Source organism: Mesorhizobium sp. M0778, from assembly GCF_040320105.1.
Classification (GTDB): Bacteria; Pseudomonadota; Alphaproteobacteria; order Rhizobiales; family Rhizobiaceae; genus Mesorhizobium.
This window is the reverse complement of record NZ_JAMYPA010000006.1, coordinates 20755-36406: the sequence shown is the minus strand read 5'-3', so window position 1 is coordinate 36406 and position 15652 is coordinate 20755. Positions and strand designations below refer to the sequence as shown.

Here is a 15652-nt window from a genome sequence, read left to right as displayed (position 1 = left end):
CGGCGACATGGCTCTGCACGCACCGACACTGAGCAAACCGCTTTTCAGCACTTCCGGCGCGCGAGACGGTCGCCGGCTGCTTGCGCTGCCCGGCGTGGTCGCCATTGCCGGTGCGCTGGTGACGGCGGCGATCTCCTTCGCCATTCTGGTTGGCGCCACGCCGATCACGCCCGACGCGCGGACGACGCTGGCGCTGATCGCGCTTAACGCCGCGTTCGTGCTGTTTCTGATCTTGCTGGTCGGCCGCGAAGTGCATCGCATCCTGATGGCACGCCGGCACGGCAAGGCTGCGTCGCGCCTGCATGTGCGCATCGTGGCGATGTTTGCGCTGGTCGCCGCCATCCCCGCGATCATGGTGGCGATCATCGCGTCGATCACGCTCGACATCGGCCTCGACCGCTGGTTCGAGATCCGCACCAAGACGATCGTCAATTCGTCGTTGTCGATCGCCGACGCCTATGTGCAGGAAAACGCACGAAATCTTCAGGGCACGACGTTGTCGATGGCTTACGACCTCGACGCTTCGCGCACGCTTTACGGCCTCGATCGGACCGGCTTCCTTGACCTCATGAACAAGGAGGCGGTTGGACGCTCCCTGGCACACGCAGCACTCATCAAGCCCGATGGTTCCTTCGTCATGAGCGCCAAGACCGACGCGGACTTTGCCATGCCGGAGCCGCCGGAGGGCGCTGTGGCAAGCGCTGCCAACGGCAAGCCGGTGCTGATCGAGCCGCGCACCCGTAACATTATGGGGGCCATCGTCAAGCTGCGCGAGATCGACGGGCTCTATCTCTACACCATTCGCCTCGTCGATCCCGAGGTGATCAAGGCACGACAGATCGTCAAATCCAACACCGCAGAATATCGCGGTCTCGAAGACAATCGCCGCACCTCGCAAGTGGCTTTCGCGCTTCCCTATCTGTCGCTGACGCTGATCATTATCCTGTCCGCCATCTGGACCGGCATTGCGGTGGCCGACCGCCTGGTGCGGCCGATTCGTCAGCTCATCGGCGCGGCCGACGAGGTCGCTACCGGCAATCTCGATGTGGCCGTGCCAGTCCGCCCCTCCGATGGCGACGTCGCCTCGCTCGGCGACACCTTCAACAAGATGCTGATGGAGCTGAAATCGCAGCGCAACGAGATCCTGTCGGCCAAGGATCTGATCGACGAGCGGCGGCGCTTTTCGGAGGCTGTGCTTGCCGGCGTCACCGCCGGGGTCATCGGCGTCGATCCATATGGCATCGTCACCATCGTCAATCGTTCGGCCGAAACGATGCTGGCCATATCCGCCACCGCGGCGCTTGGGCAGAACCTTTCCGCCGTGCTACCGCATGTCGGCCGCGTCTTCGAGATCGGCCGCAAGTCGGGCAAGCCGGTCTATCGCGAACAGGTCACCTTCTATCGTGCCGGCACCGAACGGACCTTCAACGTGCAGATCACGATTGAAGCCGGCGACGACGGTTCGGAGGATAAATCCTACGTCGTGACAGTCGACGACATTACCGATCTGGTCCAGGCACAGCGTTCCTCTGCATGGGCCGACGTGGCGCGGCGCATCGCCCACGAGATCAAGAACCCGCTGACGCCGATCCAGCTTTCGGCCGAGCGTATCAAGCGCCGTTACGGCAAGGTCATCACCGAGGACCGTGAGGTTTTCGATCAATGCACCGACACCATCATCCGGCAAGTGGAGGACATCGGCCGCATGGTCGACGAGTTCTCAGCGTTCGCCCGCATGCCGAAACCAGAAATGAAGGCCATCGATCTGCGCGATTCGTTGCGCGAGGCCTCGTTCCTGGTCGAAGTGAGCCGCGCCGACATCACCTTCGAGCGCGTCTTCGGCAATGAGCCGCTCAAAGGCACGTTCGACAGCCGCCTGATGGCGCAGGCTTTCGGCAACGTCATCAAGAATGCTGCCGAAGCTATCGACGGACTTGATGCAGAGGATCGTCCGCACGGCATAATCCGGATTCAAGCCGGGCGTCAGAATGGCGCGATTCGAATCGACGTCATCGACAACGGCAGGGGCTTGCCGCGCGAAAACCGGCAGCGCTTGCTCGAGCCTTACATGACGACACGCGAGAAAGGCACCGGGCTTGGCCTCGCTATCGTCAAGAAGATCGTGGAGGACCATGGCGGGCGACTCGAATTGCACGATGCACCAGCGGAATTCCACGATGGGCGGGGTGCGATGATCAGCATCATCCTGCCGGTTGCCGCCACCGTTCCGATACGCGGCGAAAGCAAGACGGAACACGAAAAAGAAACTGAAAAGGTCGGTAATGGCGTCTGATATTCTCATCGTCGACGACGAGGAAGACATCCGCGAACTCGTCGCCGGTATCCTGAGCGACGAAGGTCACGAAACCCGCACGGCGTTTGACGCCGACAGCGCGCTGGCGGTGGTTGCCGACCGGGCACCCAGGCTGATCTTCCTCGACATCTGGCTGCAGGGTTCGCGGCTCGATGGCCTCGCTTTGCTAGACGAGATCAAGACGATGCACCCGAACCTGCCGGTGGTGATGATCTCGGGCCACGGCAATATCGAAACGGCAGTCTCGGCCATCCGCCGCGGCGCCTATGATTTTATCGAAAAGCCGTTCAAGGCCGACAGGCTGATCCTTATTGCCGAACGGGCGCTTGAAACGTCCAAATTGAGACGCGAGGTTTCGGATCTCAAGCTGCGCAGCGGCGAGACTTTCGACCTCATCGGCATGTCGTCGGCAATGAGCCAATTGCGCCAGACCATCGAGCGCGTCGCGCCGACCAACAGCCGCGTCATGATTATCGGCCCCTCCGGCTCGGGCAAGGAACTGGCGGCGCGCGCCATCCACGCACTGTCGGCGCGCAAGAGTGCACCGTTTGTGACGCTGAGTGCCGCCAACATCACGCCTGAGCGTATGGAGATCGAGTTGTTCGGCACCGAATCGAACGGCGTCGAACGCAAGGTCGGTGCGCTGGAGGAGGCCCATCGCGGCATTCTCTACATCGATGAAGTGGCCGACATGCCGCGTGAGACGCAAAACAAGATCCTGCGCGTGCTGGTCGAACAGCAGTTCGAGCGGGTAGGGGGCACCAAGCGGGTCAAGGTCGACGTACGCATCATCTCGTCGACCTCGCAGAACCTGGAAGCCATGATCGCCGACGGCCGTTTCCGTGAGGACCTTTATCATCGCCTGGCCGTGGTTCCGGTCATGGTGCCGGGACTGGCCGAGCGTCGCGAGGACATTCCTTATCTGGTCGACAATTTCATGAAGCAGATCGCTCGCCAGGCCGGCATCAAGCCGCGCCGCATCGGCGACGACGCGCTGGCGGTGCTGCAGGCGCACAACTGGCCGGGCAACGTTCGGCAGTTGCGCAACAATGTCGAGCGCCTGATGATCCTGGCGCGCGGCGACGATGTCGATGCGCCGATCACCGCCGACCTCCTGCCAGCCGAGATCGGCGACGTCATGCCGCGCACTCCAACCAAGTCCGATCAGCACATAATGGCACTGCCGCTGCGTGAAGCACGCGAACAATTCGAGAAGGACTATCTGATCGCCCAGATCAACCGTTTTGGCGGCAACATCTCGAAGACGGCAGAGTTTATCGGCATGGAACGCTCTGCACTGCACCGCAAGCTGAAGTCGCTGGGCGTCTGAGAGCCAAACCAGCCGTGGCCCACGCAATTACCGGTTACGGCGGTCGTGGAATCGCATAAGAGCACTGCAGCGCCGCGCGTCTTTGGGACGCATAAAGGAGGCTGTAGCATTTTGATTTTTGCGCATGATCCTTTCCGAAATCGATTCCGATTTTCGGGCTCATGCGCTGACTTCTCCAGGGGTTATCCATGCCGCGCATTGCCTATGTGAACGGACGCTATGTCGCTCACGCCGAAGCTTCCGTGCACATCGAGGACCGTGGCTATCAATTCGCCGACGGCGTCTACGAGGTCTGCGAGGTGGCGCGGGGCTTCATCGTCGACATGCCGCGCCATCTCGCCCGATTGAACCGCTCGCTCACCGAACTCTCGATCGACTGGCCGATCACGCGCGGCGTGCTGCCGCTCGTCATGGGCGAGGTGGTGCGCCGCAACCATGTCGTCGACGGCCTGGTCTATGTCCAGGTGACACGCGGTGTCGCCAGCCGTGAGTTTTTCTTCCCGCCGGCGGGCACGAAGCCGTCGCTGGTGGTGACCGCCAAAAAAGCCGATCCTGCAGCTGCCGCGAAGCGGGCCGAGAGCGGGATCCGGGTTATCACGGTGCCGGAGAACCGGTGGGATCGGGTCGATATCAAGTCGGTCGGCCTGTTGCCGAACGTGCTGGCCAAACAGAAAGCCAAGGAAGCAGGCGCCCAGGAGGCGTGGTTCGTCGATGTTGACGGCACCGTCAAGGAAGGTGGATCGTCGAACGCCTGGATCATCACCAGGGACGGCGTGCTGGTGACGCGGCCGGCCGAGCATGGCATCCTGCGCGGTATCACCCGCACGACACTGTTCGATGTCGCCGCCAAGCTCGGCCTGAAGATCGAGGAGCGCGGCTTTTCGGTTGCCGAGGCCAAGGCCGCGCGCGAGGTTTTCATCAGCTCCGCGACCACGATCGCCATGCCGGTGGTGGCAATCGATGGCGCTCCCGTCGCCAACGGCCACCCGGGCTCGATAACAGTTTCACTACGGCGGGCCTTTTTTGACGTTGCGGAAAAAAGTCCAGCCTGATAACCGCACAGATGGAATGAACATCAATATATCTCGTTCTGCTTGTCGTTACTGACGGCAAGATGGTGTTTGCGTGCTTGACATGTGCCAGCTAATTTGGCGCATTGGCTTGCAAACCGAAGGGGATCGGCGAAAGACAAGAACAATGGCGGAACGATCGCAAAATCTTCAGGACCTGTTCCTGAATTCAGTTCGCAAGAGCAAAAACCCACTCACCATCTTTCTCATCAACGGCGTGAAGCTGACCGGCGTGGTCACTTCGTTCGACAATTTCTGCGTTCTGCTGCGTCGCGACGGCCATTCCCAGCTCGTCTACAAGCACGCCATTTCCACGATCATGCCGAGCCAGCCGGTTCAGATGTTCGATGGTGAGGAAAGCCAGGGCGCCTGATTGGCACGTGAGAAAGACGCGGACCGCAGCGTTCGCGGAAAACCAGCACATCAGACCGGGACAGAGGCCAACGGTCCGACCCGGGCGGTGGTCATCGTGCCGGTGCTTACCCGGCAGCCGCGTGGCAACGACGACACCAATCGTCCGCGCCTGACCCGTTCCGCCGAGGCCCGTCGCGACGAGGCGGTCGGCCTCGCCAGCGCCATCGACCTTGACCTGGTCCACACGGCAGTGGTGACCGTCAACGATCCACGCCCGGCGACCTTGCTCGGCAGCGGCAAGGTCGCGGAGTTCGCCGAGATCGTCAAAGAGGGGCACGCGGAAGTGGTCATTGTCGATCATCCGCTGACACCGGTACAGCAGCGCAATCTCGAAAAAGAGTTGAACGCCAAGGTGCTCGACCGCACCGGGCTGATCCTGGAGATTTTCGGCGAGCGCGCCCGCACCAAGGAAGGCACGCTGCAGGTCGACCTTGCCCATCTCAACTACCAGAAGGGCCGCCTTGTGCGGAGCTGGACCCACCTTGAGCGCCAGCGCGGCGGCGCCGGCTTTCTCGGCGGCCCTGGCGAGACGCAGATCGAGTCGGATCGGCGTGTGTTGCAGGACAAGATCACCAAGCTGAAGCATGAGCTCGAAACGGTGCGCCGCACCCGCGACCTGCACCGCGCCAAGCGCAAGAAGGTGCCGTTTCCGGTGGTGGCGATCGTCGGCTACACCAATGCCGGCAAGTCGACGCTGTTCAACCGGCTGACCGGAGCAGGGGTGCTGGCGGAAGACATGCTGTTTGCCACGCTCGACCCGACGCTGCGCCGCGTGCGCCTGCCGCACGGAACGCCGGTCATCCTTTCCGATACGGTCGGCTTCATTTCCGACCTGCCAACGCATCTGGTCGCGGCCTTCAGGGCGACACTGGAGGAAGTGGTCGAGGCAGACCTCGTCATTCATCTGCGCGATATCTCCGACCCCTATACGGCCGCACAGGCCGAAGATGTCGAGCGGATCCTTGCCGATCTCGGCGTTGATGCCCGCGATAGCAAGCGCGTCATCGAAGTGTGGAACAAGATCGACCGGCTCGACGAGGGCAACCGCGCGCGGCTGCTTGCCGATGGTGCTGACGGCAGGAAGGCGCCGCCTATCGCCATATCGGCGGTTACCGGCGAAGGCATCGATGCGCTGAAGGCGATCATCGAGACGATGATGTCGGGCGAACTGGAGACGTTCACGGTCACGCTCAAGGCCGACCAACTCGGCGTCGTCGACTGGCTTTACCGCAACGGCGACATCGTCTCGCGTGATGACAATGAGGATGGCAGCGTGACCATCGCGCTCAAGGCCACACACAGTGCTCGACAAGAGATAGAAAGCCGATTGCGACGTCAAAACAATGGGTAGGGCGTTTATTTCGCGCTTTTTGCCTGCTGCCAGAGCGCTTCCATCTCGTCCAGCGTCGCCTCTTCGAGGTTGTTTCCCGACGCTTGCAGCGCCTGCTCGACATGGTGGAAGCGCGACCGGAATTTTTCGTTGGTGCCGCTGAGTGCCGCTTCGGAATCGATTTTGAGGTGCCGGCCGAGATTGACGATCGCAAACAGCATGTCGCCGAACTCGTCCTTGATCGGTGCGCTGTCGCCTTTGGCCAGCGCTTCGCGTAATTCGCCGATCTCCTCCTCGATCTTTTCGAGGATCGGTGCCGCCTCGCTCCAGTCGAAGCCGACGCGGGCGGCCTTTTCCTGCAGTTTGAGGGCCCGGGTCAGCGCGGGCAGGGCGACCGGCACGCTGTCGAGAAAGCCCTTGCCATGGTCCTCGGGGTCGAGCCCTCGGACGAGGCGGGCGCTGCGCTTCTCCGCTTTTTCCTCCGCTTTGATCTTTTCCCACATGCCCTTCGCCATGCCGGCGCTGCGCGCCTTTTCGTCGCCGAAAACATGCGGGTGGCGGCGGATCATTTTTGTGGTGATGGCCTCGACCACATCGCCGAATGAGAATTCGCCGGCCTCCTCGGCCATTTGCGCGTGGTAGACCACTTGCAACAGGAGATCGCCGAGTTCATCGCGCAGATCGTCCAGGTCGCCCCGCGCGATGGCGTCCGCCACTTCGTAGGCTTCCTCTACCGTGTATGGCGCGATTGTCGAAAAGTCCTGCTCGATATCCCACGGGCAGCCGGTTTCCGGCGCCCGCAGCGCTGCCATGATCTCGATCAGCCGGGAAATGTCTTTCGAGGGTTTCATCTGGGAAACGCTATCCTGTACACGGCTGTGCGGCCAACGGCTTCAGCCGGTGAGGGCGCCTTGTCCACAGATCGGCGGCCAGACCATGATCGTGGAAGCCGGTTTTCGGAAAAGATCATGGTCAAGCAAAAAGTATCAGTCGAGCACGGAGACAATCGCCTTGGCGAGCGCGTCCATGCCGTCCTCGGGCAGGCCGGCAACGTTGATGCGGCTGTCGCCGACCATGTAGATGCCATGCTCGGCGCGCAGCCGCTCGACTTGCGCTTCCGACAGGCCAAGCCGGGAAAACATGCCGCGATGGCTGGCGACGAAATCGAAACGGTCGGAGTTGGACTGCCGCCGCAGCGCTTCGGCGAACTGGACGCGCAGCCGCAGCATGCGCAGGCGCATCTCTTCAAGCTCTGCTTCCCAGTCGGCCCGCAACGTAGCGTCCTCGAGCACCATGCGCACCGCAGCCGCGCCATGGTCCGGCGGCATCGAATACATGGCGCGCGCCGCCGACAGCATCTGGCCCATCGCCATATCCGCCTGCGCACCGTCTTTCGCCATGATCAGCGCTGCACCAACGCGGTCGCGATAGACGGCAAAGTTCTTCGAGCAGCTCGAGGCAACGACCATTTCCGGAACTTTCGCCGCCAGCAGGCGCAAGCCGGCGGCATCCGCATCAAGCCCCTCGCCAAAGCCTTGATAGGCGATGTCGACAAAGGGCAGCAGACCACGCTCAACGACGAGATCGGCAACGGCAGCCCATTGCGAGATGTCTAGATTGGCGCCCGTCGGGTTATGGCAACAGCCATGCAACAGCACGACGTCGCCGGGATTCGCGGTTCTCAACGCATCCAGCATGTCGTCGAAGCGAACCGCACCAGAAGCAACGTCGAAATAGGGGTACTCGCGTATCTGCAGGCCAGCGGCGCGCATCACCGGCATGTGGTTCGGCCATGTCGGATCCGATAGCCAGACCGTCGCGTCGGCGCGGGTCCTTTTCAGCAGCTCTGCCACCAGCCGCAGCGCGCCGGAGCCGCCGGGCGCCTGTGCCGCACGAATGCGCGTCATGTCGGCGGTTGGGCCGAACACCAACCTAGCCATTGCCGCGTTGAAGGCGGTATCGCCGGCAAGGCCGAGATAGGTCTTCGTGTCCTGGCCTCGCAGCAGCCGCTTTTCGGCTTCGCGCACCGCGCGCATCACCGGCGTCTTGCCGTCGCGATCCTTATAGACGCCGACCCCAAGATCGACCTTGTCGGGACGCGGGTCGGCGCGATAGAGCCCGATCAAGGCAAGGATCTTGTCGGCGGGCGCGGGCTGGAGATTTTCGAACATCGACAAGGTTCCGTTGGCGGCGGAGTGATACGCAAACCGGCCGTGCTTTGCCAGCGGTTTCATATGCGCCAACTCGGCGCCGGTTTGCCTCGAGGGCGGCCGATACTATCTGCCGGTCGAGGGCAGGCCCGAGATCTCCCAGGACGAGAGCGCGGCGAGCCGAAAAAATTCGGGGAGAGCGGGATTAAAACCCCGACCTGCTCCGTAAACAGGACATGAAACGGCCGATGCCACGCTTCGATATTCTGGGACAGCTCGGTTCGCTGCGCCGCTACGCACGCTCGCTGACGCGCGACAGCGCCGATGCAGAGGATCTGGTGCATGATGCGCTGGTGCGTGCCTATGAGCGACGCGGCAGCTTCCGCTCAGGCGGAAATCTTCGCGTATGGCTGCTGTCAATCGTCCACAATGCGTTCATCGACGGCTTGCGATCCCGCAAATCCGAAGCGGTGCGCATCGAACAGGCCGGCCATCTCACCGAGGCCAGCGTCCAGGCTCCGCAGGAACATTCCGTCCGGCTGGCACAGGTGCGCGACGCTTTTTTCACATTGCCGGAAGAGCAACGTTGCGCGCTGCATCTCGTCGCCATCGAGGGGCTTAGCTACAGCGAGGCGGCCGAGGTTAGCGGCGTGCCGCTTGGCACGCTGATGTCGCGCATCGGCAGGGCGCGTGCGGCACTCCGCGAGATGGAGGACGCGGCACCGGCACGCACGAAAAGCCATCTGAAGATCGTCGGAGGTGGATCATGAACCAACTGCGCGATCCCGTCACCGACACCGATCTCGACGCCTATGTCGACGATCAGCTGGACGTTGCTCGTCGCATCGAGGTCGAGGCGTTCCTTTCGGCTCGCCCGGAAGCGGCCGCGCGGGTGATGACTGATCTGAGGACGCGTGACGAGCTGCGCGTGGCGCTTGCCGGATCGAAAGGCATGGCGCGGCCGGCGACGGCTGATGCGGCACGGCGGCTGGAGCGGGGGTTAGCGCGCGGCCGTGTCCTTGGTGCTTTGCAGCGCGCGGCGGCTGTCGCTGTTTTCGTCGCCGCCGGCTGGCTTGCGAACGGGCTCATCGGACCGATATCGGTGACGGAAGTCGTCGCTTCGACCCATCCGCCCGCCTATGTGGAGGACGCAGTCCGGGCGCATCGGACGACGCTCGTGCGCGAGGCGATGTCGTCACAACTCGAGGCGCCCGGCTACAATGCCGACGAAATCCGCGCCGCCACGGCGATCGTCATGCCATCGCTGCCAACGGACTGGACGGTCCGTGACGTGCAGATCTACCCATCGCAGTTCGGCCCGAGCGTCGAGATGGCTGTCGAGACAAAAGGGATGGGGCTGCTCTCGCTGTTCGCCATCCGGCCCGGAACATTCGACGTCGTCAAGCCGACTGTCGTTCCGTCGGGCGAGGTTTCCTCGGCCTATTTCCAGATCGGCGAGGTCGCCTACGCAGTCGTCGCACGTAGCGATGTCCGCGGCCTCGATCGCACGGCCGAAGCGCTCGCCAAAACACTCTACTGATCGACTACCTCTAAGAAGGAGAACCAAATGAACAATCTGGGATACATTGGGACCAGAGCCCGAGCCGGAGCCGTCTACGACGAAGGCCTGCGCCGGCACATGCTGCGCGTCTATAACTACATGGGCCTTGGCCTCGTCGTTACGGGCGTGATCGCCCTCGTGGTGGCCTCCACGCCCGCCCTTTACGTGCCGATCTTCTCCACCCCGCTGAAATGGGTGGTGATGCTGGCGCCGCTGGCCTTTGTGCTGCTGTTCTCGTTCCGTATGCAGACGATGTCGGCGGCCGGGGCCCAGGCAATGTTCTGGGCGTTCTGCGCGGTCATGGGTCTGTCGCTGGCTTCCGTGTTCCTGGTCTTTACCGGCACCAGCATCGCCCGCACCTTCTTCATCGCCGCCACCATGTTCGGCGCCACCAGCCTTTATGGCTATACAACCAGTCGCGACCTGACGCAGTTCTCGTCCTTCCTGATCATGGGCCTGATCGGCGTGGTGATCGCCAGCATCGTCAATATCTTCCTGGGTTCGACAGCGCTGCAGTTTGCGATCTCGGTGATCGGCATCGCCGTCTTCGTCGGGCTCACGGCCTGGGACACGCAGACGATCAAGGAGCAGTACGCCGAAAACTTCGGCGCCGAAACACAGCAAAAGCTCGCCGTTTTTGGTGCATTCTCGCTCTATCTGAACTTCGTCAACATCTTCCAGCTGTTGCTGAACTTCACCGGCGAGCGCGAATAGCCGCGTCGGACCGAGACCGGAATAGTACATCATGGACAGAAACGACCAGCAGGCGATCGGACAGCTCTTCGAGAAGCTCGCAAATGTCGAGCGCCAGGCGCCGCCGCGCGATGCCGAAGCGGAACGCTTGATCCAGGACCAGATCACCCAGCAGCCTGGGGCGCCATACTACATGGCACAGACGATCGTGGTGCAGGAGCGGGCCCTGAACGCAGCGCAGGCGCGCATCGAAGAGCTGGAGGAGCAGGCGCGGCAGCCTGCCGGCGGTGGACCGCTCAGTGGCTTCTTCGGCCGCAGCGGCGGCAGGCGCTCAGGCTCGGTTCCGCGGGTAGGGCGCACCGCCTCTGCTGCCGCGGAGGAGCCACCAGACCAGTCACAGCGGGCCGGCGGCGGGTTCCTTGCCGGCGCCGCGCAGACCGCGATGGGGGTGGCAGGCGGCGTGCTGCTCGGCAATGCGATCGCCGGCATGTTTGGCGGCAGCGAAGCGCAGGCAGCCGAACGGCCGGCACCGCAGCCGGACGAAGCCGACCAGGCAGACGATGCCAGCTCCGATAATGGCGGTGACTTCGGGGATATGGAATTCTGACGAGCGACCCAGCCTGTGCCGGCGCTCGTGACGATTGCCGGTCACCGGGTAGGCGGGGGCAGCATCCGGCAAGCGAGCTCTCGCCGGCGGCTAATAGCCCAAGCGCTTCAATTCAGCCTTGACCGCCCTGATCGTCTTGAAACGGAAACGCTTCGTCGTGCCGTCGCGCCATCCGCAGTCGCAGGTGGCGTCGAACTTTTGGCTCACTTTCAATTGCGTCAGCGCCTTCTGGCCCGGTTTGGGGGCGTCGAAGATGCGAACTTCGTAGAGCGTCCCCGAAACGTCGTAGTGCGAAACAGGCCAGGCAAGCATGACAGTCAGTTCCTTTGCCGGATCGTGATCGGCGTTGACGAGGCCGAGCGCTGTAATCTCTGGCGTGCCGCCTTCGTGTTCGCCAAGCGTGACCTGGATTGTACGGTACCCGTCGGGTTGCTGCTGTAGTGCGACGAGTGGGCGTTCCGGATATTCCTCAGTGGTCTGGTAATCGACGAACAGTGTCTGGAGGCCGTTCCAGGTCACGGCTGTGGTGTGCGGATCAACGTTGTCCGCGAACCTAACCACACGTTTCGCGAAAGCCAGGTCATTCTCGCCTGGCGCACGATCAAAGTCCTGCGCTCGCGCGTCAGTGAATGCGCAGGCGAGGGTGAGGGCAAGACTTGCAAGCAGTGTGTTCATGATTCGCAACCCTAGCACGCCGTTGCCCCACAAATGCTGTCTCGCTGCCAACGGACGCTACAGGCTTCAGTGGACGCTACAGGCTTCAGTCGCATAAGATAGATTATGGAACTGACATGGCCGATAGGACGTGGCGAAGATAGCATAAGCGAGCCGCTGGGCGGTTTGGAGCGAACTCTGTAACCCAGCTATGAAAACCTTGGTCCTTTACGCTGATTTGTAAGGGATTTCGATCGTCATGCCGTCATAGGCAGGCTCGACGTTGGCCGGCGTCTCGGCCATTACCGTGGCGTAGTCGAGCGGCACATGCATATGCGTCAGCACCGCGTTCTTCGGCGCCAGTCTTTCGATCCAGCCGAGCGCCTGGCCAAGCGACAGATGGCTCGGATGGAAGGTGTATTGCAGCGCGTCGATGACCAGCATGTCCAGCCCGCGCATACGCTCGGCTGTCGCTCCCGGAAAGTCGCTGATGTCAGGGCAATAAGCGAGATTGCCGATACGAAAACCCAGCGAGATGATGTCGCCGTGGATTTGCGGCAGCGGTTCGATGGTGAGGGCGCCGCCCTCGCCTTCGATCACCACCGGCCTGTTGTGGTCGATGATATGGGCGTTGACGATCGGCGGATACGAACTGCCTTTCGGTGTTTCGAAACAGTAGCGGAACGCTTCCCTCAGCCGCAGCATGGTAACCTGATCGGCATGGATGTCGATCCGGTGGCGCTGCTCGAGCACGAAGCCGCGCAAATCGTCGATGCCGTGGATGTGGTCGGCATGCGGATGCGTATAGACGACCGCATCGATGCGCCTGACCGATGCCAGCAGCATCTGCTCGCGAAAATCCGGGCCGGTGTCGATGACGACCGTGGTCCTGGCGCCATTCGCCGCGATCCGCTCGACGAGCGCTGCGGTGCGCATGCGCCGGTTCTTTGGGTTGGTCGGATCACAATTACCCCAGTCGCCGGTGATGCGTGGCGTGCCCGGCGATGAGCCGCAGCCGAGGACGGTAAGACGCAACCGATCGCTCATGCGTCAGGCGCCCGGCGCGCTCGGGCGCGGCATTTTCCTGAACAACCGGAAGAAATTGTCGGTGGTGATAGCAGCGATCTCGGCCTCGCTGACGCCGATCGTGTCGGCCAGCACCTTGGCTGTATGCGCGACATAGGCAGGCTCGTTGCGCTTGCCGCGAAACGGGATCGGCGCAAGGTATGGCGCGTCGGTTTCGACCAGCAGACGGTCGCGCGGCACATCGGCGGCGACGGCGCGCAGCTCGGCGGAGTTCTTGAAAGTCAGGATGCCGGAAAACGAAACGTAGCCGCCGAGCGCCACGCCGATCTCGGCCAGCCGGCGCCCCGATGAAAAACAGTGCAAGATGAAGGGGAAGGCGCCCTTCCCTGTTTCTTCTTCGAGGATATCAGCCATGTTGTCGTCGGCGTCGCGTGAATGGATGACCAGCGGCAGACCGGTCTCACGAGCCGCGGCGATGTGGGTGCGAAAGCCCTGCGCCTGTGCATCGCGCGGCGCATGATCGTAGAAATAATCGAGCCCGGCCTCGCCGATCGCCACCACCTTGTGATGATCGGACAGCCGCACCAGATCCTCGACAGTCACATCAAGCTCTTCGGCCGCATTGTGCGGATGGGTACCGACCGAGCAATAGACCTCATCGAAAGTCTCCGCAATCTCAAGCACTTGTTGAAACCGCTTCACCCGCGTCGAGATCGTCACCATGCGGCCGACACCGGCCGCAAGGGCGCGGGCGACGATGGCCGCCCGCTCCTCGGCGAAATCCGGAAAGTCGAGATGGCAGTGACTGTCGACCAGCATCAGGCGCTTGTTTCCGTTTGCTCGACATAGCGTGGAAATACCGGTTCCGGCGCCGGCAGCGCCGTACCGGATACCAGCGCGTGAACCTCGGCGACATTCGCGAAATCGCGGCTGTCCGCCGGCACCGCCAATAGGTCGAGCAGCTTTGCCGCCGACTCCGGAATGAAGGGCTGGCACAGCAACCCGACACGCCGGATCACTTCAGCCGTCGTCCACAGCACCGTTTCCATGCGTGCCGGATCGGTCTTCTTCAGCGCCCATGGCTCCTGGCCGGCGAAATAGCGGTTGGCTTCCGCCACCACGCCAAAGATCGCCGCCAGCGCCAGATGGATGCCCTGGTCGGCCATCGTCCTGCGCGCCGTGACAAGGGCGGCATTGGCCTGATCGAGGATCGCCTTGTCGGCATTGCTCAATTCGCCGCGCTTAGGCACCACGCCGCCGCAGTTCTTGGCGATCATCGACAGCGAGCGCTGCGCCAGATTGCCGAGATCGTTGGCAAGATCGGCATTGGTGCGGTTGACGATGGCATCGTGACTGTAGCTGCCGTCCTGGCCAAACGGCACTTCGCGCATGAAGAAATAGCGCACCTGGTCAAGGCCGTAGTGCTCGATCATCGCGAACGGATCGACGACATTGCCGACCGACTTCGACATTTTCTCGCCACGGTTGAACAGAAAACCATGCGCGAACACGCGCTTCGGCAATTCGATGCCAGCCGACATCAGGAATGCCGGCCAGTAGACCGCGTGGAAGCGGATGATGTCCTTGCCGATGACGTGGGCGTTTGCCGGCCAGAAAGACCATCTCTCATTGGCCGGATCCGGATAGCCGGCGGCGGTGATGTAGTTGGTTAGTGCATCGACCCAGACATACATCACATGCTTCTCATCGCCGGGCACCGGCACGCCCCATTTGAATGTGGTGCGCGAGATCGACAGATCCTTCAGGCCGGATTTGACAAAGCTGATGATTTCGTTGCGCCGCTCCGCCGGTCCGACGAATTCGGGGCTGTTCTCGTAGAGCGCGAGCAGTCTGTCCTGATAGGCGGAAAGGCGGAAGAAATAGCTCTCTTCCTCGGTCCATTCGACGGGCGAGCCGAGTGGTTCGCGGCGCACGCCGTCGTCACCGACCTTGGTTTCGGCCTCGTCGAAATAGGCTTCCTGCCGCACCGAATACCAGCCGCTGTAGCGGTCGAGGTAGATGTCGCCATTCTCAGCCATGCGCGTCCAGATCGCCTGGCAGGCCTTGTAATGACGCTCCTCGGTGGTGCGGATGAAAACGTCGTTCGAGCAACCGGTCGCTTCGAGCATCGAGCGGAAGATCGCCGAGTTGCGATCGGCAAGCGCTTTCGGCGCTAAGCCTTCGGCGTCCGCCGTCTGCTGCATCTTCAAACCGTGCTCGTCGGTTCCCGAGACGAAGAAGACGTCCTTGCCGTCGAGCCGCTGGAAGCGGGCCAGCGTGTCGCTGGCGATGACATTGTAGGCATGGCCGATATGCGGCTTGCCGTTCGGATAGAAAATCGGCGTCGTGACGTAGTATTTTTCGCGTGCCATGGATGAGCCGTCATGAATGTCTGAATGAAAGATGTCGCGGTGAGATATCGCATCGAAACGGCAATTGCCATCCGACGCCAATGTGGTGGCTTCGAAGTTCCTGCGATTGATTGGGATCAAAACTCAGGGGC

15 protein-coding genes are annotated in these 15652 nt (G+C 62.3%); 9 read left to right on the top strand and 6 right to left on the bottom strand.

Annotated features, from left to right (window positions below):
• Positions 1-7 precede the first annotated feature (7 nt).
• From NKI22_RS10410 to hflX, 5 genes are all read left to right on the top strand, one after another.
• Entirely contained in the window at positions 8-2293 is a 2286-nt protein-coding gene (locus NKI22_RS10410) for a sensor histidine kinase NtrY-like (RefSeq protein ID WP_352641853.1), read from the top strand.
• Positions 2283-3644, top strand: coding sequence for a nitrogen assimilation response regulator NtrX (gene ntrX, locus NKI22_RS10405; protein ID WP_352482545.1), 1362 nt, complete (start codon positions 2283-2285; stop codon positions 3642-3644). Before NKI22_RS10410 ends, ntrX begins: the two co-directional genes overlap by 11 nt.
• 188 nt (positions 3645-3832) lie before the next feature.
• A complete protein-coding gene (locus NKI22_RS10400; protein ID WP_023717579.1) occupies positions 3833-4696 on the top strand; it encodes a D-amino-acid transaminase in 864 nt (287 codons plus the stop codon).
• Positions 4697-4841: 145 nt separating this feature from the next.
• Complete coding sequence (gene hfq / locus NKI22_RS10395; RefSeq protein ID WP_006202172.1) at positions 4842-5087, top strand: RNA chaperone Hfq; 246 nt, start codon at positions 4842-4844, stop codon at positions 5085-5087.
• On the top strand, positions 5088-6479 hold the full coding sequence (gene hflX, locus NKI22_RS10390; RefSeq protein WP_352815362.1) for a GTPase HflX: 1392 nt from the start codon (positions 5088-5090) through the stop codon (positions 6477-6479). It begins immediately after the preceding gene.
• 5 nt (positions 6480-6484) lie between these two features.
• Here the strand turns inward: hflX and mazG are convergent, their stop codons facing one another.
• Entirely contained in the window at positions 6485-7309 is an 825-nt protein-coding gene (gene mazG, locus NKI22_RS10385; RefSeq protein WP_023717581.1) for a nucleoside triphosphate pyrophosphohydrolase, read from the bottom strand.
• A 135-nt stretch (positions 7310-7444) separates the two neighbouring features.
• The gene (locus NKI22_RS10380; protein WP_352587530.1) at positions 7445-8629 is read right to left on the bottom strand and encodes an amino acid aminotransferase; all 1185 of its coding nucleotides are present in this window, start codon (positions 8627-8629) and stop codon (positions 7445-7447) included.
• A gap of 215 nt (positions 8630-8844) precedes the next feature.
• Between NKI22_RS10380 and NKI22_RS10375 the strand changes: the two genes are divergently transcribed.
• The 4 genes from NKI22_RS10375 to NKI22_RS10360 are packed head-to-tail and all read left to right on the top strand — an operon-like array spanning position 8845 to position 11469.
• Positions 8845-9378, top strand: a complete 534-nt coding sequence (locus NKI22_RS10375; RefSeq protein ID WP_023717583.1) for a sigma-70 family RNA polymerase sigma factor — start codon at positions 8845-8847, stop codon at positions 9376-9378.
• Positions 9375-10148, top strand: coding sequence for an anti-sigma factor family protein (locus NKI22_RS10370; RefSeq protein ID WP_352851586.1), 774 nt, complete (start codon positions 9375-9377; stop codon positions 10146-10148). The genes NKI22_RS10375 and NKI22_RS10370 overlap by 4 nt, the downstream gene beginning before the upstream one ends.
• Positions 10149-10175: 27 nt before the next feature.
• Entirely contained in the window at positions 10176-10883 is a 708-nt protein-coding gene (locus NKI22_RS10365) for a Bax inhibitor-1/YccA family protein (RefSeq protein ID WP_023717585.1), read from the top strand.
• Positions 10884-10914: 31 nt separating this feature from the next.
• Entirely contained in the window at positions 10915-11469 is a 555-nt protein-coding gene (locus NKI22_RS10360; protein WP_352815359.1) for a DUF2076 domain-containing protein, read from the top strand.
• Positions 11470-11559: 90 nt separating this feature from the next.
• On the opposite strand, the gene NKI22_RS10355 is transcribed toward NKI22_RS10360, so the two are convergent.
• From NKI22_RS10355 to metG, 4 genes are all read right to left on the bottom strand, one after another.
• A complete protein-coding gene (locus NKI22_RS10355) occupies positions 11560-12144 on the bottom strand; it encodes a hypothetical protein (protein ID WP_352815357.1) in 585 nt (194 codons plus the stop codon).
• A 207-nt stretch (positions 12145-12351) separates the two neighbouring features.
• Positions 12352-13170 (bottom strand): MBL fold metallo-hydrolase, encoded by an 819-nt coding sequence (locus tag NKI22_RS10350; RefSeq protein WP_023717587.1) that lies wholly within the window; start codon positions 13168-13170, stop codon positions 12352-12354.
• A gap of 3 nt (positions 13171-13173) precedes the next feature.
• Positions 13174-13968, bottom strand: a complete 795-nt coding sequence (locus NKI22_RS10345) for a TatD family hydrolase (RefSeq protein WP_352494666.1) — start codon at positions 13966-13968, stop codon at positions 13174-13176.
• A complete protein-coding gene (metG, locus tag NKI22_RS10340) occupies positions 13968-15554 on the bottom strand; it encodes a methionine--tRNA ligase (RefSeq protein ID WP_352815389.1) in 1587 nt (528 codons plus the stop codon). The genes NKI22_RS10345 and metG overlap by 1 nt, the downstream gene beginning before the upstream one ends.
• Positions 15555-15652 lie beyond the last annotated feature (98 nt).

What these genes read in the sequence shown, in the direction of transcription:
- NKI22_RS10400 (WP_023717579.1), top strand. Translation starts at nt 3,833, where the DNA reads ATGCCGCGCATTGCCTATGTGAACGGACGCTATGTCGCTCACGCCGAA.
- NKI22_RS10365 (WP_023717585.1), top strand. Translation starts at nt 10,176, where the DNA reads ATGAACAATCTGGGATACATTGGGACCAGAGCCCGAGCCGGAGCCGTC.
- NKI22_RS10375 (WP_023717583.1), top strand. Translation starts at nt 8,845, where the DNA reads ATGAAACGGCCGATGCCACGCTTCGATATTCTGGGACAGCTCGGTTCG.
- hfq (WP_006202172.1), top strand. Translation starts at nt 4,842, where the DNA reads ATGGCGGAACGATCGCAAAATCTTCAGGACCTGTTCCTGAATTCAGTT.
- NKI22_RS10360 (WP_352815359.1), top strand. Translation starts at nt 10,915, where the DNA reads ATGGACAGAAACGACCAGCAGGCGATCGGACAGCTCTTCGAGAAGCTC.
- ntrX (WP_352482545.1), top strand. Translation starts at nt 2,283, where the DNA reads ATGGCGTCTGATATTCTCATCGTCGACGACGAGGAAGACATCCGCGAA.
- NKI22_RS10350 (WP_023717587.1), bottom strand. Translation starts at nt 13,170, where the DNA reads ATGAGCGATCGGTTGCGTCTTACCGTCCTCGGCTGCGGCTCATCGCCG.
- NKI22_RS10370 (WP_352851586.1), top strand. Translation starts at nt 9,375, where the DNA reads ATGAACCAACTGCGCGATCCCGTCACCGACACCGATCTCGACGCCTAT.
- mazG (WP_023717581.1), bottom strand. Translation starts at nt 7,309, where the DNA reads ATGAAACCCTCGAAAGACATTTCCCGGCTGATCGAGATCATGGCAGCG.
- NKI22_RS10345 (WP_352494666.1), bottom strand. Translation starts at nt 13,968, where the DNA reads ATGCTGGTCGACAGTCACTGCCATCTCGACTTTCCGGATTTCGCCGAG.
- NKI22_RS10380 (WP_352587530.1), bottom strand. Translation starts at nt 8,629, where the DNA reads ATGTTCGAAAATCTCCAGCCCGCGCCCGCCGACAAGATCCTTGCCTTG.
- NKI22_RS10355 (WP_352815357.1), bottom strand. Translation starts at nt 12,144, where the DNA reads ATGAACACACTGCTTGCAAGTCTTGCCCTCACCCTCGCCTGCGCATTC.
- NKI22_RS10410 (WP_352641853.1), top strand. Translation starts at nt 8, where the DNA reads ATGGCTCTGCACGCACCGACACTGAGCAAACCGCTTTTCAGCACTTCC.